Origin of the sequence: Vibrio sp. S/42/10 (assembly GCF_029890535.1) — a bacterium.
GTDB lineage: Bacteria > Pseudomonadota > Gammaproteobacteria > Enterobacterales > Vibrionaceae > Vibrio > Vibrio cyclitrophicus.
The window spans coordinates 1-25316 of record NZ_JAKMZC010000018.1; the positions used below are offsets into that span (position 1 = coordinate 1).

Sequence of the window (25316 nt, forward strand, 5' to 3'; positions counted from 1 at the left end):
GAGTGGGCTTGTAGTTTATATTTTCATAACCAAAGATTATAAAATAAAAATATATGAATTATTAATACATCAAACAATAATGACAAATCGGGTTTTACTTGGTAAATATTTCATCTGTATTTACATCAAGATAAATTTTATTTTCAAGAGAGAGACCACCGCAATAAATAAAATAGACGTCTCGGTCAATGTACCTTACAGACTTAACCCAACCACCTAGCTCTTCAAAGTCACTTGGATCGCATTCTCCTTCAAAGATCAACTTAGCTACCGTGCTTCGAAATTTCTCGCGATGTAGCTTCAGATCATCAGATTTAATCAAGTAAGAATCCAAAATCTCTTTCCTTTCTTGATCAGAAATAATCACTTCGTCATTAGACAGCCCAGACATTAAAATCCATTCTGCAATCTGAGGCCCGCCCTCTTTTAGAACAATGTAATCTGAAATTCTGGCCCATTCACCTTGTTTCTCAAGTACCTCAACTTTTTCACCTTTATAGAGGTAATCCGTTATCAAACCATCAATTTCCGGTTGTTCTAGTACTTCAAGTTTTCTGTCTAGAACGTAAAACTCTGTCTGATCTGGCTCAGGTTTAAGGTCCACTATAGGTACTAGATCAGATTCAGATTGTTGAGCCACATCTTCAATTGGCTCTTCGGTTTTTTCTGGTGGTGTTGAGTCTTTTTTCATAACGAGGAAATAGTAAGCTGCACCTCCTCCGCCCAACATTAGTAATATAAGTGAAGCGATCAGCGCTTTTTTCATCAAATCCACCAGCTCTTCCGTTTTAGGTATACCTCAGTGTACATCAACTCCAGTCACCACTCATCTATACTCTCTATAGTGAACATAGTAAGTAGAGGAAAGTCATGAGTTTTCGGATTAAGCTTCTAATGGTCAGTATATCTTTAAGCACAAATGTAGTTTCAGCACACCATTGTGACCAAGAAACTTGGCGAACCCTTTTGAATCGTCAAATCTCAACTGAAGGTCGTTACAATCAATACACTAAAGAATTTAATCAAGCCCTCTCTAGTTATGAATCACAAACCTTACTCTCAAAACATTTCACGGAAAAGCAGGTCATTGAGCTTTGGGTAAAGTACGAAGATAGATTTAATGTGCAGCTCAAAAATCATATGAATACCGCTTATCAAGTATCTGAAGCATTACTAAAACAGGCATACGTCGTCTCTACTGAATTGGATGAAACTCAATCTTTGGTAAGTTCGTGGCAGTCTATGGCCAAGCATTGCGAACGCTCAAAGTTACCCCGACAAACTGAGAGTGCATCGTTACATGTGGTAGGTTCACAATCCCTTGCAAGAGATATAAACACGCTAAGTGGTAAGTTTCGTCAGCTATCTTCCCGATACCATAACGAAGCGACTATGATCGATGCCGCACGCCATGACAAAGTTTCAAGTGGAGATGGGTTGTAGTGAAACACTGTTTATATATCAACGTCTGCAGTTCTAAGTTAGCGCTTTAAGCATTCAGATAAATAGTAAATCAACGCCTTATCAATAAGTTGTAAACATATTGTTTTAACTATCAACAATAAAGTTCAATTTACGACCAATACAAGCGCTTATGTGAGATATTCATCACAAAATACATTTACAAACGCCAGAAAATTGTTATCATGAAACTTCATATAACTTAATAACAAGAAACATTTTGGCTAGGTAATATGCAAAAAACTATGGCTTTCAACTGCTTGAGTAACACGGAAGGAACTGCAGAGATAAGAGGTAAACTTTTATCTGTCGCTAAACACATGGAAGAGTTCGGTTCAGTAAGTGAGCTAGAGCTATGTAAGATATTTGGAGAGACAATTTGGAATGATGGTGTAGATTATCATTCACATGCTTTTTCATTCAGAATAAATATACAAACTGGGGATTGTTCAATCTCTAACTTTAAATATCACTAGTTTTGCACCTATTATATACGGAGTACCTTTAACGAGGTGCTCCGTTTTTTATTGCCCACGTGATTTCAGTTCGTAAATGGTCAGCAACGTTAAAGTTTCAATAACAAGCCATTTCGTTTTCAGCTCACTTCCACCGCTATGTAAATCTAACCTCTCAGGTCTATGCAAGCTTAATCGGCGTAAATGGGAAGCGGCGCGTTGCCCTTCACTTGCCTTATTGCAAGATGGGTATGTATGTCTTTTACGTTGGAGAGTCGTTGAAGTTTTCTGGTAAATGCCTCGTAAGCCATGAGGTTTGGACTGACAACTTCTAATAGATAGTCATAAGCACCAGACACTACGTGACAACTTATCACTTCTTCCATGTCTACAATTGCACCCTCAAATTTATCAATCGAGACTTCTTGATGGTTGTTTAAACTTACTTCAACGAACACACTCATTGCAATACCAACGTGCTCTCGCGACAAGCTCACACGATAACCATCGATTATTCCTTTTTCTTCTAGTCTTTTGATACGCCTCGCGCACGGCGAAGCCGATAAACCAACCTCATCCGCCAGTTCAGCCGTCGTTAACCTGCCATCTTTTTGCAGCAACTCAAGAAGGTGTCTATCAATTCTATCCATTGTAAATGCCGATAATTAGCCAAATTCATCAATATTTACCTACATCTTAGCAGAAATCATCAAACCCAACTTAAATTCGAACGTAATTTGCCAACTAGAGGCACGAACTCTCCTCCATAATGAACCATCATCCACTTTCTGTGTTTACTATGAAGCTTGGTTATCTATCTATTACTGTCACTTTGCTCATCTGGGCGAGCTTTTTCCTTTCACTTAAAGGCGGCGCAAATTCAGAGCTAACACCAGCAGATATTGCACTGACCCGATTCCTCATTCCGGCATTGGTATTATTACCCTTAGTGTGGAAAGCGCGTTATGCAGTGGCAGCGGTGCCCAATCATTATTTAGTAGGCATGTTTGTGGGTAGTGGTTTGCCCTACTTACTCGTTGCGGGCACAGCCATGCAATTTGTACCTGTCTCACATGGTAGTGCTTTGGTTCCAGGTACGCTCCCTTTGTTCGTAACAGGGATTGCGGTGCTCTTTTTTAAGCAACCGCTTAGCCGACACCGTGTCGTTGGTTTGGGTCTTGTTTTACTCGGGATATTGTTGTTTCTAGGAAATAGCTTAAGCAGCTTCAACTTTGAATACACCAAAGGTCACTTGTTGTTTTTGTGTGGCAGCTTAATGTGGGCGACTTTTACCATCTCAGCACGTGTTGCCAATCTTAATGCGCTTGTGAGTGCGGGTTTCATTTCATTCTGTTCCATCTTGCTGTTGCTGGTCCTTATCCTTACAGGAACCCTCCCTAGCCATTTAATGAGTACACCAATTGCTCAATGGCCAGTCACAGAGCTTGCCGTGCATTCAGCGGTACAAGGCGTTGGTGCAGGTTTAATCGCGGCTTTCACTTATTTGTATGCTGTAAACACGTTAGGGGCAGAACGTTCAGCAGCATTTGGCAGTGCAACTCCGGCCATAGCAACTTTGTTGGCGATCCCACTGTTCAACGAGATTCCGGATATCATGACTTGGTTAGCACTTGGTTCAATTTGTATCGGTAGCTTGGTCGCGAGCAACATTTTCATGAGAAACGACCAGTCTATGCAGTATCAACCGCCAAGCCATAGCAAAGCCTGATGCTGCGTTCCAACCTAAATACAGTTACCCTAAACATCAATTTTAGGGCTTGTAGTACACAGATAAGCCTACAAACGTAGGCTTATCTAAAATCTCCTTTTTCTGAGCTCGCTTCTCCATTAAACTGTCCGACCTTTTTGCTGATCCAAGAGAACACCATGCAACGCGATTACACTTTAACTTGCTTAAACAACATGCCTCGTGAAGAACTAGAAGAATTTAGTTTAAGAATGATTCATCGCCTTGTCCCTGAAGATGCAATGACGGAATTATTTACGTTTGAGCAGGAAGAAGTGACCAGTGAAGAGCGTATGCAATCAGCAAAATTTGATGCGATGCTTCGAATGACCGCAATCGCGCTGAGTGAGGTCAACCTTGCATTTAGCGAGTCAGATAACTCACAACAGAACATCGAGCGAATGACCCGTCTACTACTTTGGCACTTTTATGCGATGTCGTTTAATCTTGAGCAAGCCATCAGCCTTGAAACTCACTGTGAAAAAGTCGAGAAGATTTTATTGAAAGCACCGACAGAAGCGTTTGGTTGGGTAAAAGAACTAACAGAGCTACTTCACTTCTACGCTAAAGTTAATGACGACAAAGAAAACGCATAGACTCGAATATATCTCAACCGAAGGCAGACAGAACTATACCGAAGGCAAGTAAAAACTTTGCTGAAATGAGTTCTCTGCCTTTGTTGTTTCTAACACACTGTGGTGTAGCATCAATATCGACTGAGCGATTTTAGTCCCAATACCCAACGATCCATTAGGTGCTTCCAACTCAATCTCATTGTGTATAACCACTTTCACCCGTTTTGAATCAGCTTCGAGACCAACATTCATCGATACCGGCGTCCCACTTGGGCTATGCCTTAATGCATTATCTAACAAATTCAAGATCAACCTCTCAAGTAGTTCACTGTCACCTACAGCCTTAGTCCCATCTGGTATCTCAATATTGAGCTGCACATTTTTCTGCAAGTATTGGCTTTGTATTGTCTCTAAGCACTCTCCCACCAACTCATTGATGTCAATTGAAGCATAATGATAAGTAGGCACGGGATTATCAAGCTTGGCACTATCTAACAGAGAATGCAGCTGTTGCGATAACTTGTTGCCGTTACGGTAAGCAACATCGATCAGTCGGTCCGATTGCGGATTTTGAATCTTCCACGTCTCTAAATAACCAAGCACACTCGAAAGTGGTGTTTTCAAATCGTGACTGAGCTGTAATAAGCTTTGTCTACGATGCGAGGATTGGTATTCAAGCTGCAAGAATTGTTGTTGAATGTGTTTCGCCATCAATTGATAAGAGCGTGCTATGGGCACTAATTCTGGTACTTGGTGTGTGAAATTAGGTTCTAACCTAAAGTCTTGTTCAGCTTGTTGCTGCAATTTATTGGTTACCACCTCTATTGGGTTCAACAAGCTGCGTTTCACTAACAGATACGCACCAATTGCAAAGCCCAAGATAGAAACCAGCACAAGCCCTGCTAGCGCGATATATGGCGTATCAACCTGGGAATTAGTAATTACAGTATGGCGATTACTTCCAATAACCACATACAAATAGCCGACAGTAGAACCAAGCTCTTCAATCGCCGCAACAGAAAAGACTTTAGGTGACTCGGGGTTAATCGGGTCCTCTCCCAAGATAGGATAAGCCCCTTCATTTAAAAACTGTTGGATAGGCGCTAAATCGATTTGGCTCGATAATTGGGTACCTTCAGGCGCAGCATGTGTGGTGATATTGCCCTGACTATCAAGAAAATAGATGTCGAAATCCGGACCTATCAACATTAAGGTGTGAAAGATTGATTTGAGCGCTTGAGGATTATAATCAGTGCCAATCATCAGTGGATTATCGTCACGCATATGCACCGCCAGATCTTTATGTAGGCTCTGCTTGGTTCTTTGTTCAATAGTCTCTTTTTGCCAATGATAAGTGTACGCAATGACCACACTCACCAGAAGAAACCATAGACTTGTAAACAGTACTAAGCGCGATTTAAAACTCATGATTCCTCCTTGTAAACTCTGGATATTCTTTCTTGTTCGTTAACCTAAACAAGCTTATTGAATGCTATGATTTTGACTCAAACTTATACCCAACGCCCCAAACGGTTTTGATAAAATCATCATCGCTATTAGGCGTGGCAAGTTTGGTTCTTAGGCGATTAACCGTACTACACACTGTGTGGTGATAACCGGAATGATGAGTATTCCAAACATAGTCAAGTAGCTCATCTTTACTGTATACGCGTCCCGGTCGTGTGGCTAAAAAATGAAGTAAGGTAAATTCTGTTGCAGTCAATGGGACATCTTGATTATTAAGTGAAACCTGATGGCGCTCTGGTTGAATAGTGAGGCCACCAAAGCTCATAACCAATTCTATGGTTGAAGTATCTTGAACCGTTGATTCAGCATGGCTTAAGCGACGCAGTACATTCCTAACTCGAGCTTGAAACTCCAGCACACTAAATGGTTTAGTGATGTAATCATCAACACCAGCTTCTAAACCCGACACCTTGTCTAGTTCCGAGTCTCTTGCCGTTAGCATCAATACAGGTGTCCAGTCCTCTTGTTGGCGCAGCAGGCGACAAAAATCGAGGCCATCACCGTCAGGTAAGCCTCGGTCAAGCACAATCAAATCAAACTGACCTCCTTTATACAACGCTTGAGCCTTTGCGATCAAATTAGCTCTGACCACATCATGACCTTGAAATTTAAGATGCATCTGCACCAGTTCTGCCAAGTCATCATCGTCTTCAACCAACAATATGTTTGCCATCAAATTTACCGCAGCACTATTCATGATCCCTGCTCTATTTGGATTTTGCCCACATAAAACTGACCGGAACAGAGCAGGAATTCTTTCATTGCACCTTCAAGTCAATTACTCAGTTCGAGTAATTGTGATTCTTGCGCCTGGGTTAAGGAAACGATGGTTGCCACTTAGTGCCGACGTCGTCAGGCCATCATCTTGGCTTATAATGCCTGCGTGGAAGCTCACTACATCCGTGTCATTTCTTGTGGTGTTAAAGCCTTCACCACCGCCGGCAGGTCCCGGAATGGTTGCAGCAAGCTCGTCGTTCAATTCAGTCCCCGAATCCCAAACATTCATGTTCATAACGAAGGTGTCACCCACGGCTAATGACTTAAGCGACAAACCGGATTCACCAACAAACGCATCATTGGTGTTAACCAACATTGAAGCCACAGAGAGGTAGTCTTCTTGGTTAGGTTCAACACGGATTGAAACAGTGTCGCTTTCACCAGAAAGAATCAAACCATTACCAGAGATGCCTTGATAAACGTTGGCGTCACTGTCACTGAGCGCAATCAACTGTGCATTGCTACCCCCTTCGGCTAAGTATTCAAGTTCGACCGAGGTACTTTGCCCTACTTCAAATAACTCGAAACTATTATTGTGAGTCAGCACCGCAAGTGGAGACATAGGTTGATTTGGCGTGAGGTTAGTGACACTTACATCATATCGGTAGTAATCGTCGCCATCGTCCGGACAGCCAGCTAAGACGGCGACAGATGCAGCGATAAACAAAATTCTAGCTTTCATAGATCCCCCTTACTTCACAACAATAGTGATGGTTGCGACAGGGTTTAACCAACGATGACTACTGCTATCGAGGTCACTGATACCACCCGCCGCATCACTATCACCAATGTTACCCGGATGAATATGAACCTTAGCGTTTGACACCGCAGTTTCTACACCAGTACCACCAGCACCAAAGGTAATAAATGGAGGGTTTGGCATACTGCCTGCCAATTCATCGTTCGCTTCAGTACCCGCATCATAACCGTTGAGCGTTGCTTTGTAAGTGCCAGCTTGAGTTGGGATCTTCCAGCTATCTAAACCCACAAAACCATCATTAGTCGGTAATAGCATTGCGCCTAGCGACAGGTAAGCTAAGTTGCCAGTATCAATATCAAATGTCGTTGCAACACCTGGATCAAGAATACCTGTTGCAGGGTCCTCAACCACTACACCACCCGCATTAGCAATTAAGCTAGATAGGCCTGAAATAGCGCCGCCTTCTGCCATAGCTTCTAATTCCGAAGAAGCCGTTTCACCCGTTCTAAACATGAACAAGCTAGAGTCATGAGCTGCTGCCAAGATAGGCGTAAAGTAGATCCCTTTCGTGGCATTGGTAACGGTCACCTCAAGCTGTGCCGCCTGAACTTGACTTGTTCCAAGCGCCAACATAGCTGAGCTGATCACTAAGCTGATTTGAGTGCGTTTATTCATTTTGATTCCATCCTTTATCGAGTCCTATCGTTGCCAACAAAACGAATAACAGCCAGATACCGTTACCTTTGCCAGAACGAACTGTGGTGTTGTTAACTCTAAGAATGACGTTCAAATCTATCAGCAACTTCATTGAATTCTCATAAAACTATCACAAGTTTCTTCAAACTTCTTACTATGCAGAAAGACAGGCATAAGAGACTGATATATATAGAAACTCTCGTTATAAAAATGAGAATTACACAAGGAGTCATGCTTCAAGAATAGCGCAGACCAAACGCAAAAAGGCCCAGTCGATATACCGACTGGGCCTTTCTGTGATGTACAAAGCTTCTCTCAGGAAAGCTCTATTCGCTTCCAACTGAGCTCGCCGAACAACACCACTTTAGAATGCGTAGTTTGCGTCAACAAGTTCGCTTACTTCAACTTTGCTTACTTCTGCGCGAGCTTCAAGCCACTGCGCTACTTGCAGTTGCTCTGCTTCTGTCACTGAACGGTAGCGCTCAATAGAACATAAGAAACCTTCGAACAGCTCTAAACCACCGCCACCAAAGCAAAGGCCAATGCTATCAATGAAATCGATAAATTCATCGATGAACACATCGTATTGGTCAAAATCAGCAATCGAAGTCGTGCAGCTTACTTCAAAACCTAAAATAGCGAACTCACCTAGGTATAACTTCTTGCGTAGGCGACGATTTTTGTTTTCGATTTTATCTAATTTCATAACTGTCTCTCTTTTCGTTTAATAGAGCATTTATACACAGTTCCTAGCTAATCCCCAAGAGTTTTGTATTACACAATAGCCTTAACGGCAAAAATCGTGCTACAGAAACAAAACCTTAATCAAAACTATAAAAACTTGTCACTTAACTGCTTCACGATTGGTCACACATTGACCCAAGTTATTAACTCATTCGTTGATAGCTGGGTTACTCATGAATAACAAACAATAAAGTCAGCCAACAGGAAGCAGTAGCGATGAGCAAGGAAACATTTAATAGCACTCGTTTCAACAAGAGCAAAAACAAACCTTTCGAAGAAGTATTAGACGCCAACCTATCAAGAAGAAACGTATTGAAAGGCGGTTTGGGTATCAGCGCAATGACAGCCTTTGGTGCATTTGGACTTTCCGGGTGTAACTCTTCTAGTCCAAATGCTTCTGTCGGTAATGGTTCAGGCGCCTCAAGTGCTGTACTGAACTTTGATTCGATTCCGGGTTCACTTACCGATGCGGTTTCCGTTCCACAAGGGTATGTTGCACAAGTTTTAGTTCCATGGGGAACACCTCTAAACGCACAGGGCAGCTCATGGAAAGATGACGGCAGTAATACGAGCACCGATCAGCTCAATGCGCTAGGCATGCATCACGATGGTATGCACTTTTTCCCGCTAGACGACAGTGATACTGATGGCTTGCTATGTATTAACCACGAGTACATAGATACTTCCGCACTGCACCCCAGCGGCCCGACGATTGTGGGTGGTGTTCGCACTATCGTCGATGAAGTTCGTAAAGAAATTAACGCTCATGGTGTATCTGTCGTACGAATTCAACTTGAAGACAATATGTGGACACTGGTCGATAATGATCCACTCAACCGTCGTTATACTGGTGCAACGGTCATGGACCTATCGGGACCTGTTGCGAACACAGAGTTGACCGTAACCCGCTTCTCACAAGATGGCAGCCAAGCTCGCGGTACACTAAACAACTGTGGAAATGGTTTTACTCCTTGGGGCACTTATCTAACGTGTGAAGAAAACTGGCCAGGGTACTTTGTGAATACTGGCATTCGAACTGAAGAACAAAACCGTATTGGTATCGATGATCAAAACACACGTTACTTATGGGAAACTTTGGCAGGTAATGCAGAAGAACGTTTGGATGAATTTACTCGATTTGACGTAGAACCGACCGGCACAAGTTCAATTGACGATTACCGTAATGAAGCAAATGGTCACGGTTATATTGTTGAAATTGACCCATATACGCAAAACTCTCGTGCCAAAAAGCGTACTGCCCTAGGTCGTTTCCGTCATGAAGGTTGTACTTTTGGTAAGCTTGAAGAAGGTCAACCAGTGGTGTTCTACTCTGGTCACGACTCTCGCTTTGAGTACCTATATAAGTTTGAATCAACAGCCAACTGGGACCCAGCAGATGCAAACCCTTCAAATCGCTTGACAGCTGGTGATAAATACATGGATGAAGGTACGTTGTACGTGGCGCGCTTCAACGAAGACAGCACCGGTACTTGGCTGCCGCTAACACTAGAAAGTACCACTGTTTCTGGAGGTACACTGGCGGACAACTTTAACTCGTTAGCAGAAATAATCCTAAACACGGCAGGTGCCGCCGACCTTGTTGGAGCCACTCCAATGGATCGTCCGGAGTGGTGTACAGTAGACCCATACACTGGTTCTGTATATCTAACGTTAACCAACAACACTTCTCGTACCGATGAAACAAACGCAGCAAACCCACGTTTGAACAACAAATTTGGTCATGTGATTCGTTGGGATGAGAGTGAAGCTGCATCAGACTTTACATGGGATATTTTTGTGTTCGGTTCACCAGCCAATGGTGATGCAGACACTAACCGTTCAAGTTTGACTGACATGAACCAATTTGCAAGTCCGGACGGCTTAGCGTTTGATCCCCGCGGTATTTTGTGGATTCAAACCGATAACGGTGCAGACGAAGTTACGTCTTATACTAATGATCAAATGCTCGCAGTCGTACCATCAAAGCTGACAGATGAAAATGGCACTCAAGAAGTGGTTGGTGCCGATAATCAAGCAGAGCTCAAGCGCTTCTTTGTTGGCCCTAACGGTTGTGAAGTAACAGGCTTTACCATCAGCCCAGATTATAAGTCATTATTTGTAAACATTCAGCACCCTGGCAACTGGCCATACAGCACCGATGCAGCAGAAGAAACTCCATCAGGAGTTTCAGTTCGCCCAAGAGCATCTACAGTTGTGATTCGTCGTGAAGACGGCGGTGAAATCGCGGTTTAATAAGCAAATCTAGCTAAGATCAGTAACCTTACTGTTATCTAGCTTCTGTTCGCTAGCTAAATCAAATCAAAAAGAGCGATAAGGCTAAATACCCTATCGCTCTTTTTATATTCTATGAACTAGCTAACCCGTTGAGCATCGTTAGCTAACCAGAATTAGCTCACAAACAACCACACGCCAACGCCCATCATTAACGTACCAGCAATACGGTTCATCAACTTAACGTTATCGGCTTTACCCAGCATATGTTTTAGGCTCTTACCACCTGTCGCATACAAGGTCATGCAGACAAATTCAGAAACGAGAATAATAGAAACAAGAATAAACAACTGAGGCGCCAAATCGACATTACTATTAATGAAAGGAGGCAGTAATGAAATCATGAACGCCCAACCTTTCGGGTTGGCAATTGCTGTCACGAAACCTTGTACCACAAGGTCCCAATCATTGTTCACTTCAGTTGTTTGATTATCAGTACTGATCGCCAACTTGCCTCTTGAACGCCACATCTGAACACCCAAATAGAACAAGTAGCTTGCACCCACAAATTTGAAGGCCGTAAATAACCATGGATAATTAAGCATAATAGAAGCAATACCCAGCACCGCTGCGACAGAAACCACAGCGACACCGGCCAGTTCACCGATCATCATCCATAATGTACGTTTGTAACCAATGCTCATACCCAATGTCAAAGCTAAGGTCATACACATCCCAGGCGTAATTGATACGAAGAAAAACGTGGGAATAAAAGCCCAAAGTAGTGCGCTATCCATATTATTACCTATCGACTTATTTTTATTTAATGGTTCTTGTTTCTTGATCGGGCTTGAAATGAAGCGAGGTTGAAACGAAGTAGTAATGACAATAAACAATCTTACTAAAAATACAAACGAAAAGAGCCACATAACAGTGGCTCTATTCAACACCAACCGTAATTACTTACGACGGTTTTTAATTCGCTTCATCATAGTCAAACGACGCTCAGCACTTGCTTGATCTTGAGGCTCTTCGCTCGCGTTGTTCTTGCGACCCTGACGGTTTTTGTAAGCCGATTTTGTGTTCAACTTCTCAATGTAAGCATCACGTTTCTTCGGTTCATAACCTGGTTGTTCGACACGGCGAATACGTTGTTGAATAAGTGTTTCAACTTGAACAACAGTCAACTCTTCTTCGCGGTTAACGAAAGAGATTGCATGACCTTGTTTACCAGCGCGGCCTGTACGACCAATACGGTGAACGTAATCTTCCGCTAGGAAAGGCATGTCGTAATTAATTACGTGTGGCAAGTCTTCAATATCAAGGCCGCGGGCTGCAACATCGGTTGCTACCATTACACGAGCTCTGCCTTCTTTAAAGTCATCTAATGCACGACGACGAGCACTTTGCGCTTTATCACCGTGGCAAAGAACCGCTTTGATACCATCTAACTTAAGTTCTTTAACTACGTCATTCGCTGTTTCTTTGTAGTTCACAAACACAAGTACTTGGCGCCAGTTTTTACGACCAATCAGTTCAGAAAGCAGTTCTGTTTTACGTTCTTGATCCACTGGATAAACCACGTGGCCCACCGTGGCGGCCGTTGAGTTTTCACGTTCAACACTGATGCGCTTTGGTTTACGTAGAATATCAACTGAAAGTTGGTTTAACTGAGTTGATGTTGTTGCCGAGAACATCATGATTTGTGGAGACGTTTCTACATCCAACATGATCTTACGAACGGCATTGATGAAGCCCATATCGAGGATTCGGTCAGCTTCATCAAACACTAGGAACTCTAGATTAGCAATCGACACGTTACCCGCTTCTAAGTGCTCTTCTAAACGGCCTGGTGTTGCAACCAGAATATCAACACCCAGTTCTAATTGACGAACCTGTGAAGACATTTTGTTACCACCATAAACCGCAGCAACGCTTAGTTCAGTGTATTTCACGTAGTCTTTAATGTTTTGAGCGATCTGTGCAGCAAGCTCACGAGTTGGCGCTAGAATAAGTCCACGAGCCGTGCCACGAGAGGCTTTTTTATCACTGTTCAATAGATGCTGAATAACAGGCAATGAGAATGCCGCTGTTTTACCCGTACCGGTTTGAGCAGTAGCAAAAATATCATGGCCTTTACGAGCCATTGGAATCGCTTTTTGTTGAATTGGAGTGAGTTTTTCATAACCACACTCAGTCAACGCTTTGACTAATTCAGGAGCAAAACCTTGAGAAGAAAATGACATTGTTACGGGTTCCTTAAGCAGACAGCCTACATTCTTATTTCAGCCGAGCACTATAAAGTAATTAGAGTGATTTATCTCACATTTATCGTGATATAACGCAAACTTTCTCATTTAATCGGGTGTTTACCTCACCATCCGCGAAGCAAACACCAGAATCATCATTCCAAACAGGATAATTGGGCTATTTGATACCACACAACTTGAGTAGAATCTGCTCGAGATCACCCCAAGGCATTAACTGCGAATCGATCACTTCCAGTCGGGATTCAAAGCCATCAAGGGAAATTTCATTCACTGATACTACTTGATTCGCGACGTTAAACGCATAGCAGCCTTGATTAGTATTCACGACAGCTTTTACACGCTCAGCCGTCAGATCCGACAGCATTGAGAACAGCGCATCGAAATCAAATTTATGCTCTGCACCAAACAGCCAGCCACAACTAAAGTAACCCTGCCCTTTGTTCTCTTTTCGAATGAACGCTTCACCGGGAGGAAGTAGGAATTGAGGTTCTTGTTCGGCGTGATCATGATGGTGCGATTCAATATGAGATGAAGCACTGCCGTGTACTCTTTCGATATCTAACACTTCCAAAGGCACTTCACCATCATGGATTAACTTGTGGAACACTTTTGATGGCGATTGGTTAGTGACCCAGTCATTAAATACATCGATATCTTCAGAATGCACTAAGTCAACCTTAGTGCCTAAAATCACATCAGCACTGCCTAGCTGATCGTTAAAGTTCTGATTCAAGGTGTACTTTTCATTAGATAGATTTCGTGGGTCAACCAAACCAAGCGTCGCTTTTAAATCAACATACGGTGTGTATTGTTCTGAAGTCAGCGTAGCAATAACCTGCTTAGGGTGGCCAAGTCCTGTTGGCTCAATCAACAAGCGATCAGGTTTCTGACGAAGCAAAGCGTTGATACCCACCGACATTGGAACGCCAGCCGTACAACACATACAACCACCTGGCACTTCTTTAATTAAAGCCCCTTGATCTGTCATCAATGCCCCATCAATACCGATTTCCCCGAACTCATTAACCAGAACAGCCCAGCTTTCATTTTCAGGTTTATTTTTTAGCAGGTTCAAAATAGCGGTTGTCTTACCAACACCCAGAAAACCCGTGATTATGTTTGTAGGAACTTTTTTGGTCATATCAGTCCTCCTTTTTTAGGGAGTATATACTCAATTAACGAAAAGTTGACCCCAATCGCTTGTTTATACTGAGAATGATTTATAGAGGAATGATAATTAATAGAATGGCAAGGGATAAGCAGGAGAGATTAAAAGCGGGAATGGATGATCCAGACGAACTAAAGGCGTACTTCATCAGTACGCCTCACCCTCGTTACTCAATCGTGAGTTCGCGAATCAGGAAGCCTTAAATATCGACCTGAACAATTAACGAGGAACTAAAACTTTATTTCTGAATCCATCCAAATTGTGTGTAAAACCTCACTTCTCCTTGCGGTTTGTTATGTTGCTTTACGATTTAACTATGGTTCATTTTTGGGGATATTCAAGCCACCGCCAGATAATCGATCAAAATTGTGACGGTGATACCACTATTACCCATAGATTCCATAAATGGAATGAACGCACTCCATAAATGAAATTCAACTTTTCATCTTTATTACTATAGGATATGAATAGGAAGCGTATAATTCATAACAGCCCCGCCTTATCGACACAGGAACCTAACCTCAATGACCAGAAGAGAGAAAATTAAGCAGTCCTTACTCGCAAAAATGCCAAGGGATGCTATCAACCAATTTCTCTCTAGAGACAAAACACCCGCTTCTGTCCTCTTTCTTTCTTGTATCGTTGGCGTGCTTGCTGGGGTTGTTGGCACCTATTTCGAAGTAGCTGTTCATTTCATTTCAGAAACTCGTACCGATTGGCTAAAAGATGAAATTACCAATTTTGTTCCTCTTTGGTTAGCCGCTTTTATTATCAGTGCAGCATTCGCTTTTATTGGATATTTCCTTGTACATCGCTTTGCTCCAGAAGCCGCAGGTTCAGGTATACCTGAAATTGAAGGTGCTATGGACGGAATGCGTCCTGTTCGATGGTGGCGAGTATTGCCAGTCAAATTCTTTGGAGGTATGGGAGCACTAGGTTCAGGTATGGTTTTAGGCCGTGAAGGGCCGACTGTTCAAATGGGCGGCAGTATTGGTCGTATGGTAACTGATATTTTTCGCGTCAAAGATGATGATACTCAACACTCGCTGCTTGCTTCAGGAGCGGCTGGTGGTTTAGCTGCAGCATTCAATGCGCCACTAGCGGGAATCATGTTCGTCGTCGAAGAGATGAGACCCCAATTCCGCTACTCGCTCATTTCGATCAAAGCAGTGATCATCTCTGCTATTTCAGCCAATATTGTTTTTCGTTCCATCAATGGACAATCGGCCGTTATCACGATGCCTCAATATCAACCACCGGAATTAAATGCGCTTTGGTTGTTCTTGTTATTAGGCGTATTGTTCGGTTTGTTTGGCGTAATTTTCAATAAACTGATCACGCTGTCGCAAGACTTATTTGTTGCGATACACAAAAATGACCGCAAACGCTATTTAATCACCGGCACCCTGCTTGGTGGCTGCTTTGGCTTGTTACTGCTTTACATACCTGAATTAACAGGCGGTGGTATTGGTATCATCCCGAATATCACTAATGGTGGTTACAGTGCAAACGTACTGCTGCTGATCTTTTTAGGACGTGTTATCACCACCCTACTTTGCTTCGGTTCAGGTGCTCCGGGCGGCATCTTTGCACCGATGCTCGCACTAGGTACACTCTTTGGTTACGCCTTTGGGCTTACTACAGCAGCATTCTTCCCAGAACTGAATATTGAACCGGGTATGTTTGCGATTGCAGGTATGGGAGCTTTGTTTGCTGCTACGGTACGAGCACCCATTACAGGTATACTATTGGTTATTGAAATGACCAATAACTACTATCTTATTCTACCGTTGATCATCACTTGCTTAGGGGCAGTTATCATTGCTCAAATGCTAGGTGGGCAGCCAATTTACAGTCAATTACTTAACCGTACGCTGAAAAACGAGAAGCTCAGACAGCAAGATCTCCCACAGCAAGATGAAGCACGTTAGCGACATTGTATGCATTACATCTCTGTGATAGGTCAGTACAAAAAGTTAGCTAATTACAAATAACTCAAGAAATAAAGCACACTTTCCCCGTGCTTAATGTCCCGATTCCGCATCAAAATCAAAAAAGCAAACGTTAAACTTGCTATCATCCACTCAAAATTATTTGAGTGCTCTTAACATCTATTGATGGCATAACTGAACGTTCTAGCTAGAACAGACATTCGATAATTCACTCAAATACTATAAATACCTCACATTCTATAAATTATTAAGTTGGAGCAAGTCGTTGAACTGGAGAAGATTAACCCAGGTAAAAAATGTGCCGCCATCTCAGGCGTCTTTAGCACTTGGAGTAATTGGACTAGGACAAGCATGGGCTTTATATGTCCCAGGCATTGGTGAAATCATTCGCCCTTACCTAGCTTCATTTGGCGCACTATTATTGCTGCCCGTTTTATTTCGTTACCTAACGAGTTTAAACACTTTCTTAAATGATATACGCCATCCCTTAAGTGGTAGTTTGATGGCACCAATGAGCATGGCGCTTCTTATCCTGTGTGATTATTTAGCCGAGATCTCTGCAGTCATTGCTTACCCCGTCTGGTTCTGCGCGTTGTTGTTGCACTTTACAATGATGGTATTGTTCTTTAGTTTCCAGATCATCAATTTCAAAATGTCGAACATTGTACCAAGTTGGTTTCTGTATCCGGTGGGCTTGATAAGCAGTTCGTTAGCGGGCACACAATTTGGACACACCGTCTTTTCAGAAACACTTGCAGCCACTTGTATTGGCATCTATTTTCTTATGCTGCCAGTGGTATTGTACCGCTTAGTATTCGAAGGAAATCTACCCCGGCGAGCAAGGCCAACACTGGCCATTATGGCGGCTCCGGTGAACCTGTCTTTAGCCGCTTACTTGGTAAATTTCGACAATCCAGACCCGATTCTTACTGGCGCGTTGGCAGGCATTGCTATCACGATGACTTTACTCATTTACTTATGCTACATCCGATTAATGCGCCTAAAGTTCCAGCCTTCGATTGCTGCCGTCACCTTCCCTTCCGTTATCAGCGCGATAGCTATGCACCGCCTAACTACGTTTTTCGGCGCTGAATATCCACAATGGTATTGGCTGCATAAATTCGGTTTCTTTGAACTGACCATCGCAACCATCTTAGTGATTTGGGTTGCAGGCGGTTACGTGAAAATGTACTGGCCAGAGTTTTTTGATGCTGAATATATGTCTAAGAAGATCAAGCGCCTTTAAAGCTAAACCAAGTAAAATACGGAGCGCGTATCACCACGGATACTCGCACCGTAAGCACATGAGAAACTTATATGCTGGCTATTGGCTAGTTGGTGTTAGATGTTATGCTCCAACCAATAACGTCAATAACCTGTTTACCTTATTAATCGATCAATGCACCCTCTTCGTCAAAGAATGGGTAAGGTCCATCGCTATCATCAATGTAACTGATATGAGAAACGACTGTCCGACCTTTTACCGTTAGCAATTGAATCGCTTTTGGTTCCAGCGAAAATGACGAACATGCGTTCGGATCTAAATCGAGTGTCACTGAATGACTGTGAGATGGCCCAACCCAAACTGGAATTGAATTCCAAACGGCAGTAATAGGTCGATGTAGATGACCTGCGCAGATACCAGTCACATTGCCATATCTTTTAAGGACATCATATAATTCATCACTGTTTTGCAAATTCTGGACATCCATGTGATTAAGGCCAACTTCCATAGGGGGATGATGGATAAATAACATCGCTGGCTTAGTTGAATTTTTAGTCAAAACAGAATCAAGCCACTCCAGTGTTTCTGTTGTTAAATAACCATATGGCTTGCCAATTACAGATGAGTCCAGTCCTACTAATATCAATTCATCTTTCTCGGCCACAAAATTGCAATATTGCGGATGATCAAAGGATACAAGATTCGATAACCCATCACGTAAATTATGCCTATCATCATGATTTCCAGGAATAACATGCAATGGCATTTCAAACTCTGCGAGAGCCTTATTGATCAATTGATACTCTTCAAGCACTCCGAAATCACCCAAGTCTCCCGTCACCACGACACAATCAGGTTTTGGATGTAAAGCATTGATATGATTGACGGCATCATACAAACATTTCAACGTATCGACTTTCTTATAGGCGCTCTTGCCACCCTGCTTGATATGCAGGTCCGTCAGTTGTGCTATTAACATGGTATTACTTCTTCAAAGGGATGAGCCGTTCAGGGGCAAAAGAGACCGCGACGACTTGACCAATTTGGTAATCAACGCGCGCAAAACAATCCACCATCAAAGTGCTTCTTTTCTGTACGCCAGAGAGAGTGACACGCGTGCGGTCGCCAAGAAATACAGTACCAATAACCGTTGCAGTTAGTGCGCTGTTTTCATCAGTTACTTGCGTCAGTAAAATATCTTCAGGCCTTAACATTACACTGATTTCTTTATTAGTAGAGACCTGTGAGAGCACTTGATCAGACAAAGTAATCTGTTTGCCTGTATCCAACATCAGTTGTCCATCACGCACACTCCCTTCGAGTCGGTTCATTTGACCAATAAAATCGGCAACAAAGTTGTTAACTGGCTTCAAATAAATATCTTTTGCTGAACCAATTTGCGCAATTTCTCCATGGTCTAAAACCGCAATGCGATCCCCCATAGCCATTGCCTCTTCTTGATCATGAGTGACATATACCGCTGTAATACCGAGTTTTTTTAAGAGATTTCGGATATCACCACGTAACCTTTGTTTCAGCAGAGCATCTAATGCAGATAACGGTTCATCAAGTAAAAGAACATCTGGTTCAGTGATAATTGCTCTTGCTAAAGCTACGCGCTGACGCTGGCCTCCTGAAAGCTGATGGACATTTCGACTCACATACTTTTCTAAGTCGAACATGCTAAGCATTTCTTTTAGCTTTCTGGTTATCTCAGACGGAGCGACTCCACGAACCTTAAGTCCATAAGCAATGTTTTCGCTAACATTCATATTCGGGAATAGAGCATAAGACTGAAACACCATCCCAACTTTACGTTGTTCGATTGGCAAACACGTAACATCATGATCACCAAACACAATCGTGCCGCCATTTTCATCCGCAAACTCTAGGCCTGCAATCATACGCAATGTAGTTGTCTTTCCGCATCCTGATGGGCCAAGCAAAACTAAGATTTCGCCCGCCTTAATTTTGAGATTTGTCGGCTTTAACGCCAAGGTTCCATCTGGGAATGTCTTCGTAATATTATTTAGCGAAATTTCCACGCCATTTTGTTGTTCTAACATATTGATTTTGATCTTAATTATTTGTCACTGGTTTCTTGTTCAATGCTTGAGCCAAGACCAATAGAGGGAGGATTAAACAAAGGAAAATTAGTGTGTAAGCCGAGCTAATTTCGAGCCTCATTGAAGCGTATGAATCAGCTAACCCCACTGGTAATGTCTTCGTTAATGGCGTGTGCAGCATCCATGTCAGGTTAAATTCACCAATAGACAAAGTGAGAGTCATCAACATACCTGCGACAATACCTGCCTTGCAGTTGGGAACAATTACATCAAAAAATCGCTGCCAAAAAGTCGCGCCAAGACTTGCTGCTCCTTCCTCGAGAACACGGAAATTAATACTCTGCAAAATTGATAAAACCGACTTAACCATAAACGGCAGTGTAAAAATTACATGTCCAACGAGAATAAACATCCAGCTTGATCTGAAGTCAGTGAAACCTCCATATGCCAAAATCAAACCGAGTGAAATCGCCATCCCTGGAATCGCAATGGGTAATGTGAGTATTTCATCGAAGATAGATGCCCAACGGCTTTTACTTTTAGCCAATACGTAAGCACAAGGCACACCTACCACAACATTAACTAACGTGGTTGCGATAGAGATTTGCAAAGTTAGCCAAATAGTATCTGAGTACAATGCCCATACCTGTTCAACCCACCTAAACGTAAATCCGCTTTTAATACCGACAAAATAGTTATTTGTCAGGCCAGCGACTACCGACATAAATACGGGCACAATCAAGAATGCACAGACGGTCAATGTGAATAGAAGTTGCATGTAGAAATATTTGTCTTTCTTCATGATTAGCCCCCCATAGCCATTGATCCGTTACCATGACGCTTCGCCAGCGCTAAACAAAACCAAGTAACTAAACCAAGGATCAAGCTCAGCGACGCTGCCATGGCAAAATTGGCATTGAGCGTAAATTCTGTATATATCGTCATAGGAAGAACATTGATATTCGTTGCCAAGGTAAACGCGGTACCAAATGCGCCCATTGATGTAGCAAAACAGATCGAACCCGAAGAAATTAACCCAGGGGTTAGAGCTGGAAGTGTCACATCCTTAAAGATCTGCCAACGATTTGCCCCTAATGAACGACCGGCTTCAAGTAGGTTATGATCAAGCTTTTCAGCCGTTCCCATGACCGTCAAAACAACCCGTGGAATAGAAAAATATAAATAGCCCAAGAATAACCCTGCCATTGTGTATGCGAACATCCAACGTTCACCCGTTAACATCAGCCCTAGTTGGGCAAAGAGCCCTTGCCTTCCCGCAAGCATGATGACAAAGAATCCAATAACAACCCCCGGGAAAGCCAGTGGAAAACTCAACATCGCAACCAAGAGCTGTTTACCTTTAAATTCATAGCGAGTTAAAAATAGTCCTGTGATGGTCGCTATCGCTAAACTAACTAAAGTCACAAGAACAGAGAGTCCAATCGTCGATACCAGACTCTTGAAATAAATAGGTCTGGTTAAAATATGCCAATAACTTACAGCGCCACCATCCACTAACGACACCTTGATTAACTGCACGACAGGCAATAAAAAAAATGTACCGCTAACGATGATTGCTGGCAAAATCAGAAATAAGGAAATACGATTATTTTTCATAGAGATATTGGCGGGCTTAACCCCGCCATCCAACATTTTGATAAGCTATTAATTCACTTCTCGGATATACATATCCGCAAACGTAGGCTGGTTTTCAGACATTTTTGCAAAGTCGACAGAACCAACTCGTTCGTACTCTGTTGCTGGAAGAAATTTACTCTGTGCTTCTTCACTCATAACACCATCAATAACCGGGCGTAAATATGCTTCAGCCCACAGTTGTTGGCCTTTATCTGACAATACAAAGTCTAAAATTTTCTGGGCATTTTCTGAGTTTGGAGAGTTCTTCACTTTACTCATTACATAGGGGACAGCAATTGAGCCTTCCTTAGGAATAACAAAGGCAGCATTAGTAAAGTCATTGTATTTGGCACGATACGCATTGAAGTCATAATCGATTAAGATTGGAATCTCTCCAGAAATCACACGAGCGTAAGAGGTTTGTCTAGGAACTATTGGGCGGTTATTCGCCAACTTCTTGAAATACTCGATTGCAGGGGCAAAATTATCAATACTCCCTCCCATGGCTTCATTCACTGCGACCGCACTCGCGTAGCCAACAAAGGCACTCGTTGGGTCTAAGTATCCCACCATCCGACGATATTCAGGTTTTAAAAGGTCTTCCCAACTTGTCGGTACGTCAGCACCATCAAGTGCGTCTACGTTTACAAAAAATCCAATAGTACCGGAATGAATGGCAAACCAATGTCCTTGTGGGTCTTTCATGCCTTCGGGTATCTGGTCCCAATTCTTTGGTTTATAAGCGCTTACAACACCTTGCTCTGTCGCATTAATACCGAAAGAAACACCGTAATAAACCACGTCAGCAACTGGGCTATTCTTTTCTGCAACCAGTTGGGATAAGGACTGACCTGAGTTCTTGTTGTCCATAGGAATTCGTATTCCTAGCTCTTTATTGATCAACTGAAGTTGCCCACCCCAGTTCGCCCATTCTGGTGGACAGTTGTAACAAATAGCATTGGATGCCTGAGCCTGAAAAGCGACGCCAGCAAAGCCAATGAGTAAGCTAGTTAGTTTTCTCATTTTTGATGACTTTCCAGCTTGTAGTAAATGATGTTGTGCCATTGCGTTCTCCAACAAATCGTCCGTTAACTAAATTGGGTGGTTACCGGAACCGCACCAAGCGATCCCTTCATTTGTAGTTCATATTTCAGCGAAAATTCACGCTGGGCGATTGAGCCTACTTTCGCATTAAACAAAATATCGACAGCCATTTTCCCCATATCGAAATGTGGGATAGCAACCGTCGCCAAGCTAGGACAAACCAACTGCCCAAGCCCCATACCATCGAAGCCCACGACCGAAACATCTTGCGGGATTCGTCTACCTATACTCCTAAGTGCGTTCATTGTTTTAAGCGCCAGTAAATCATTGCTGCAGAACCACGCTGTAGGGGCAAAATCCCCATTGAATAGCGTCATCTCAGAATCAGTGAATGGGATAAGCTTGTTTTGGTCTACTTCAAGAAGCTGGCTCAATTCGACACCGCTCTCACGTAGGCCTTGCTTAAACCCCTCATACCGTTTTTTCGCACGGTCGGATGAAGCAAAGTGACCAGTAATCATCCCTATCTCTGTATGCCCATATTCAAAAACTTTCTTTGCGACGTCCTTACCTGCTTGATAGTTATCAACGTAAACGCAAGGCTCATTTTCAGTAGATTGGTTGTGCAACAAACAGTAAGGAAACTTAAAGCTCCGCAGTAATTCGAGAGCCGCATTATCCGAAGCGTTAGCTATCGTCAAGATCACTCCTTCAACCCTTTGACGAATAAAATCAACCGCAGCTTGTTGCTCTTGTTCATTGTCATACTGGGTGTCTAAAACTAAAGTTGAGTAACCAAAATGTCTCGCCCGTTCCTGAATACCCGCAACAACTTCTGAAAAGACAGGGTTAAGGAGACTCGGAATCAGTACACCAATCGTCGGATTTTTGTTGAGCTCAAGCGCCTGTGACTTTCTCTCAATTCGATATCCTGTCGTCTCAATCACTCGCTTAATCTTGTTAGCTGTCGTCAAAGCCACTGATTGTGGTCGATTAACAAATCGAGATACCGTTGCTGGAGAAACTCCCGCAAGATCTGCCACATCCTTGATGTTCAATCTCTTTCCTTAACCTGTGCCGTAAGTTGATGAACGAAAGACTAGATGAATGGTATGACAGTTTTATTAATGAAATCAGCAAAATTAACACTTTTAGCAAACGTTAATTACACGTTCAGAACATATAGAACCACGTTATCAAATGAAATAAATTCGTTTCATACGATAATGCAAGTTTTCTAGTTATCCCTGAGAGAGAAAAATATTTATGTGAGAGGTTATAACAGGGGCGGAAATAGGCGTTCGATTAACGACCGCTTTTTTAACGGGGGGATTTAAGCTAAGTGGACGGCGTAATTTAGCGATACAGAAAATGTAAAATAAGAAAAGTACATACATGTAAAAAAGGCCTCACAATGTGAGGCCTTTGAATAGGCAAGGTGTTAATAGTTCAGGCGAGTGTTAGTAGATCAGGCGAGAACGATTAGAAGTTAGCGTGAGGGCCAAAAACTTCGTAGTGGACGCGAGAGCGGTCTACTTTAAGTGCATCTAACTGTTCTACGATATTCTTCATGAAGCCAACAGGGCCACAGATGTAGAAATCGCTCTCTTCAAAGCCTTTAGTGTCAGAGATAGATGCTAGATCCATTTGACCTTGATGTGTGTTTTCACATGCAGACTCGTCTTTGTTCATGTACCACGTTTTCGCTTCCCAACCTTTGTCGGCAACAATGTCTTTTACGCGAGTAGTGAACGAGTGCTGATCTACATTCTCACAAGCGTGAAGGTAGAGTACTGGCTCGTTTTTCTCTTTAGTGTTTAGGAACTCAAGCATGGACTGCATTGGCGTAACACCAACACCTGCAGAGATAAGCGTTACCGGTTTGCTGCGTTCTTGATAAATGAAGTCACCAGCTGGCGCGTAAAGGCTAACTTCATCACCAACAGCAACCGTGTCGTGTAGGTGGTTGGACACCACACCTTGCGTTTCTTGACCTTGGCCTTCACGCTTCACAGAGATACGGTAGTATTTTCCGTTTGGCTTATCAGACAGTGAGTATTGACGAATCTCGCTGTATTGAGAACCTTCAGGTTTCACTTCGATACCGATGTATTGACCTGGTGTGTAGTCTAAAACTTCACCGCCATCTTTTGGCTGTAAGATGAAGCTTGTTACAAGTGCTGATTCTTCGATCTTGTCTGCGATCACAAACGTACGTGCAGCTTCCCAGCCACCAACAGCTTGCTTACGTTGTAGGTAAAGTTCAGCTTCACGATCGATGAATACTTGCGCTAAGAATAGGTAAGCTGCTGTCCATGCTTCTTCCACTTCTGGAGTAAACGCATCAGTAGCTAATTCACGTAGTGTTTCAATCAGGTGTAAACCAACAATTTGGTAGTGCTCTGGTTGAATGTTAAAGCTTGTGTGTTTCTGAGCAATACGTTCAACGGCTGTTGTTAACGCTGCTAGGTTTTCAATGTTCTTTGCATAAGCCGCGATAGCTTCAAACAGTGCTACGCCTTGGCGACCTGTTCTTTGGTGAGTCATATTGAAGATATCTTTCAACTCAGGGTTATGCGTAAACATACGTTGATAAAAGTGCTGAGTTAAAGCCGGGCCTGCGCTCTCAAGTAGCGGGATAGTAGATTTGATGATTTCGATATGTGCGTTGTTAAGCATGAATTTACTCCGAACACTGAGTCTTATGACCTATATGTCATTTTGACTACTTGAAAAATTAAGAATGACTTTTCGATTTTCTGAAACCTTAGTTATTTTTAGAAACTGAGTGATTTTGACTCGTTTTCGTTTCAAAAAATCGTAAACCTGATTAATACCACCTGATTGATTGAGATCAAGAATACTCTTTTTAATCAGCGTTATAATCGGGCCTCGATGACTCTTTTGCACAATCAGTGCCAAGTTTATCAATCCCCGTCATTACTGGTTTCATTCTCAAAATTCATCTTATAAAAATGTCAAAAAGACCTTTTTTTTAAGTCTATAAGACTCTATTATGTAGATAAACACACACAGTTA

25 protein-coding genes are annotated in these 25316 nt (G+C 42.6%); 7 read left to right on the forward strand and 18 right to left on the reverse strand.

The features are described from left to right. Window positions 1-94: 94 nt before the first annotated feature. The gene (locus L8S15_RS17600) at window positions 95-775 is read right to left on the reverse strand and encodes an SH3 domain-containing protein (RefSeq protein ID WP_010430114.1); all 681 of its coding nucleotides are present in this window, start codon (window positions 773-775) and stop codon (window positions 95-97) included. 119 nt (window positions 776-894) lie between these two features. On the opposite strand from L8S15_RS17600, the gene L8S15_RS17605 reads away from it, so the two are divergent. Together L8S15_RS17605 and L8S15_RS17610 are read left to right on the forward strand one after the other, a co-directional pair. Next, window positions 895-1443, forward strand: coding sequence for a hypothetical protein (locus tag L8S15_RS17605; RefSeq protein ID WP_016788601.1), 549 nt, complete (start codon window positions 895-897; stop codon window positions 1441-1443). A gap of 251 nt (window positions 1444-1694) precedes the next feature. Then, on the forward strand, window positions 1695-1937 hold the full coding sequence (locus tag L8S15_RS17610; RefSeq protein WP_010430121.1) for a hypothetical protein: 243 nt from the start codon (window positions 1695-1697) through the stop codon (window positions 1935-1937). A gap of 170 nt (window positions 1938-2107) precedes the next feature. Here L8S15_RS17610 and L8S15_RS17615 read toward each other — a convergent pair whose 3' ends face one another. Next, complete coding sequence (locus tag L8S15_RS17615; protein WP_010430125.1) at window positions 2108-2566, reverse strand: Lrp/AsnC family transcriptional regulator; 459 nt, start codon at window positions 2564-2566, stop codon at window positions 2108-2110. A 149-nt stretch (window positions 2567-2715) separates the two neighbouring features. On the opposite strand from L8S15_RS17615, the gene L8S15_RS17620 reads away from it, so the two are divergent. Together L8S15_RS17620 and L8S15_RS17625 are read left to right on the forward strand one after the other, a co-directional pair. Continuing rightward, on the forward strand, window positions 2716-3645 hold the full coding sequence (locus L8S15_RS17620; protein WP_016790307.1) for a DMT family transporter: 930 nt from the start codon (window positions 2716-2718) through the stop codon (window positions 3643-3645). Between the two features lie 158 nt (window positions 3646-3803). Next, entirely contained in the window at window positions 3804-4259 is a 456-nt protein-coding gene (locus tag L8S15_RS17625) for a hypothetical protein (RefSeq protein WP_010430132.1), read from the forward strand. A 33-nt stretch (window positions 4260-4292) separates the two neighbouring features. Here L8S15_RS17625 and L8S15_RS17630 read toward each other — a convergent pair whose 3' ends face one another. From L8S15_RS17630 to L8S15_RS17655, 6 genes are all read right to left on the reverse strand, one after another. Then, entirely contained in the window at window positions 4293-5666 is a 1374-nt protein-coding gene (locus L8S15_RS17630; RefSeq protein ID WP_010430137.1) for a HAMP domain-containing sensor histidine kinase, read from the reverse strand. A gap of 64 nt (window positions 5667-5730) precedes the next feature. Further along, a complete protein-coding gene (locus tag L8S15_RS17635) occupies window positions 5731-6462 on the reverse strand; it encodes a response regulator transcription factor (protein ID WP_010430139.1) in 732 nt (243 codons plus the stop codon). An 81-nt stretch (window positions 6463-6543) separates the two neighbouring features. Continuing rightward, window positions 6544-7224 carry a spondin domain-containing protein gene (locus tag L8S15_RS17640; protein WP_280574454.1) on the reverse strand — a complete coding sequence of 227 codons (681 nt, stop codon included), beginning with the start codon at window positions 7222-7224 and terminating at the stop codon, window positions 6544-6546. A 9-nt stretch (window positions 7225-7233) separates the two neighbouring features. Further along, on the reverse strand, window positions 7234-7917 hold the full coding sequence (locus L8S15_RS17645) for a spondin domain-containing protein (protein WP_010430143.1): 684 nt from the start codon (window positions 7915-7917) through the stop codon (window positions 7234-7236). After that, a complete protein-coding gene (locus L8S15_RS17650; protein ID WP_016768121.1) occupies window positions 7910-8050 on the reverse strand; it encodes a hypothetical protein in 141 nt (46 codons plus the stop codon). Before L8S15_RS17650 ends, L8S15_RS17645 begins: the two co-directional genes overlap by 8 nt. A gap of 252 nt (window positions 8051-8302) precedes the next feature. After that, a complete protein-coding gene (locus tag L8S15_RS17655) occupies window positions 8303-8644 on the reverse strand; it encodes a YggL family protein (RefSeq protein ID WP_004731398.1) in 342 nt (113 codons plus the stop codon). A gap of 254 nt (window positions 8645-8898) precedes the next feature. On the opposite strand from L8S15_RS17655, the gene L8S15_RS17660 reads away from it, so the two are divergent. Then, window positions 8899-10935 (forward strand): PhoX family phosphatase, encoded by a 2037-nt coding sequence (locus L8S15_RS17660; RefSeq protein ID WP_010430150.1) that lies wholly within the window; start codon window positions 8899-8901, stop codon window positions 10933-10935. A gap of 155 nt (window positions 10936-11090) precedes the next feature. On the opposite strand, the gene L8S15_RS17665 is transcribed toward L8S15_RS17660, so the two are convergent. The 3 genes from L8S15_RS17665 to L8S15_RS17675 all read right to left on the reverse strand — a co-directional run bounded on the left by L8S15_RS17665 (window position 11091) and on the right by L8S15_RS17675 (window position 14325). Continuing rightward, entirely contained in the window at window positions 11091-11711 is a 621-nt protein-coding gene (locus L8S15_RS17665; protein WP_010430153.1) for a LysE family translocator, read from the reverse strand. A gap of 162 nt (window positions 11712-11873) precedes the next feature. Continuing rightward, on the reverse strand, window positions 11874-13160 hold the full coding sequence (locus L8S15_RS17670; protein WP_010430156.1) for a DEAD/DEAH box helicase: 1287 nt from the start codon (window positions 13158-13160) through the stop codon (window positions 11874-11876). A gap of 181 nt (window positions 13161-13341) precedes the next feature. Further along, on the reverse strand, window positions 13342-14325 hold the full coding sequence (locus tag L8S15_RS17675; RefSeq protein ID WP_010430159.1) for a GTP-binding protein: 984 nt from the start codon (window positions 14323-14325) through the stop codon (window positions 13342-13344). Window positions 14326-14876: 551 nt separating this feature from the next. Between L8S15_RS17675 and clcA the strand changes: the two genes are divergently transcribed. Both clcA and L8S15_RS17685 read left to right on the forward strand, forming a co-directional pair. Beyond that, a complete protein-coding gene (gene clcA / locus L8S15_RS17680; RefSeq protein ID WP_280574462.1) occupies window positions 14877-16283 on the forward strand; it encodes a H(+)/Cl(-) exchange transporter ClcA in 1407 nt (468 codons plus the stop codon). Window positions 16284-16602: 319 nt separating this feature from the next. After that, on the forward strand, window positions 16603-17550 hold the full coding sequence (locus L8S15_RS17685) for a TDT family transporter (RefSeq protein ID WP_010430163.1): 948 nt from the start codon (window positions 16603-16605) through the stop codon (window positions 17548-17550). Window positions 17551-17692: 142 nt separating this feature from the next. Here L8S15_RS17685 and L8S15_RS17690 read toward each other — a convergent pair whose 3' ends face one another. The 7 genes from L8S15_RS17690 to hmpA form a co-directional block, all read right to left on the reverse strand. Further along, the gene (locus L8S15_RS17690) at window positions 17693-18508 is read right to left on the reverse strand and encodes a phosphodiesterase (protein ID WP_016788604.1); all 816 of its coding nucleotides are present in this window, start codon (window positions 18506-18508) and stop codon (window positions 17693-17695) included. Window positions 18509-18512: 4 nt separating this feature from the next. Then, the gene (locus L8S15_RS17695; RefSeq protein ID WP_102297422.1) at window positions 18513-19595 is read right to left on the reverse strand and encodes an ABC transporter ATP-binding protein; all 1083 of its coding nucleotides are present in this window, start codon (window positions 19593-19595) and stop codon (window positions 18513-18515) included. 13 nt (window positions 19596-19608) lie between these two features. Next, a complete protein-coding gene (locus tag L8S15_RS17700) occupies window positions 19609-20397 on the reverse strand; it encodes an ABC transporter permease subunit (RefSeq protein ID WP_065101394.1) in 789 nt (262 codons plus the stop codon). Between the two features lie 2 nt (window positions 20398-20399). Continuing rightward, window positions 20400-21212 carry an ABC transporter permease gene (locus tag L8S15_RS17705; RefSeq protein ID WP_280574520.1) on the reverse strand — a complete coding sequence of 271 codons (813 nt, stop codon included), beginning with the start codon at window positions 21210-21212 and terminating at the stop codon, window positions 20400-20402. Window positions 21213-21260: 48 nt separating this feature from the next. After that, window positions 21261-22298, reverse strand: coding sequence for an ABC transporter substrate-binding protein (locus L8S15_RS17710; RefSeq protein ID WP_280574467.1), 1038 nt, complete (start codon window positions 22296-22298; stop codon window positions 21261-21263). Between the two features lie 23 nt (window positions 22299-22321). Beyond that, complete coding sequence (locus L8S15_RS17715) at window positions 22322-23335, reverse strand: LacI family DNA-binding transcriptional regulator (protein ID WP_010430185.1); 1014 nt, start codon at window positions 23333-23335, stop codon at window positions 22322-22324. 424 nt (window positions 23336-23759) lie between these two features. Beyond that, window positions 23760-24956: an NO-inducible flavohemoprotein gene (gene hmpA / locus L8S15_RS17720; RefSeq protein ID WP_065101395.1), complete on the reverse strand. Its 1197-nt coding sequence runs from the start codon at window positions 24954-24956 to the stop codon at window positions 23760-23762. Between the last annotated feature and the right edge of the window lie 360 nt (window positions 24957-25316).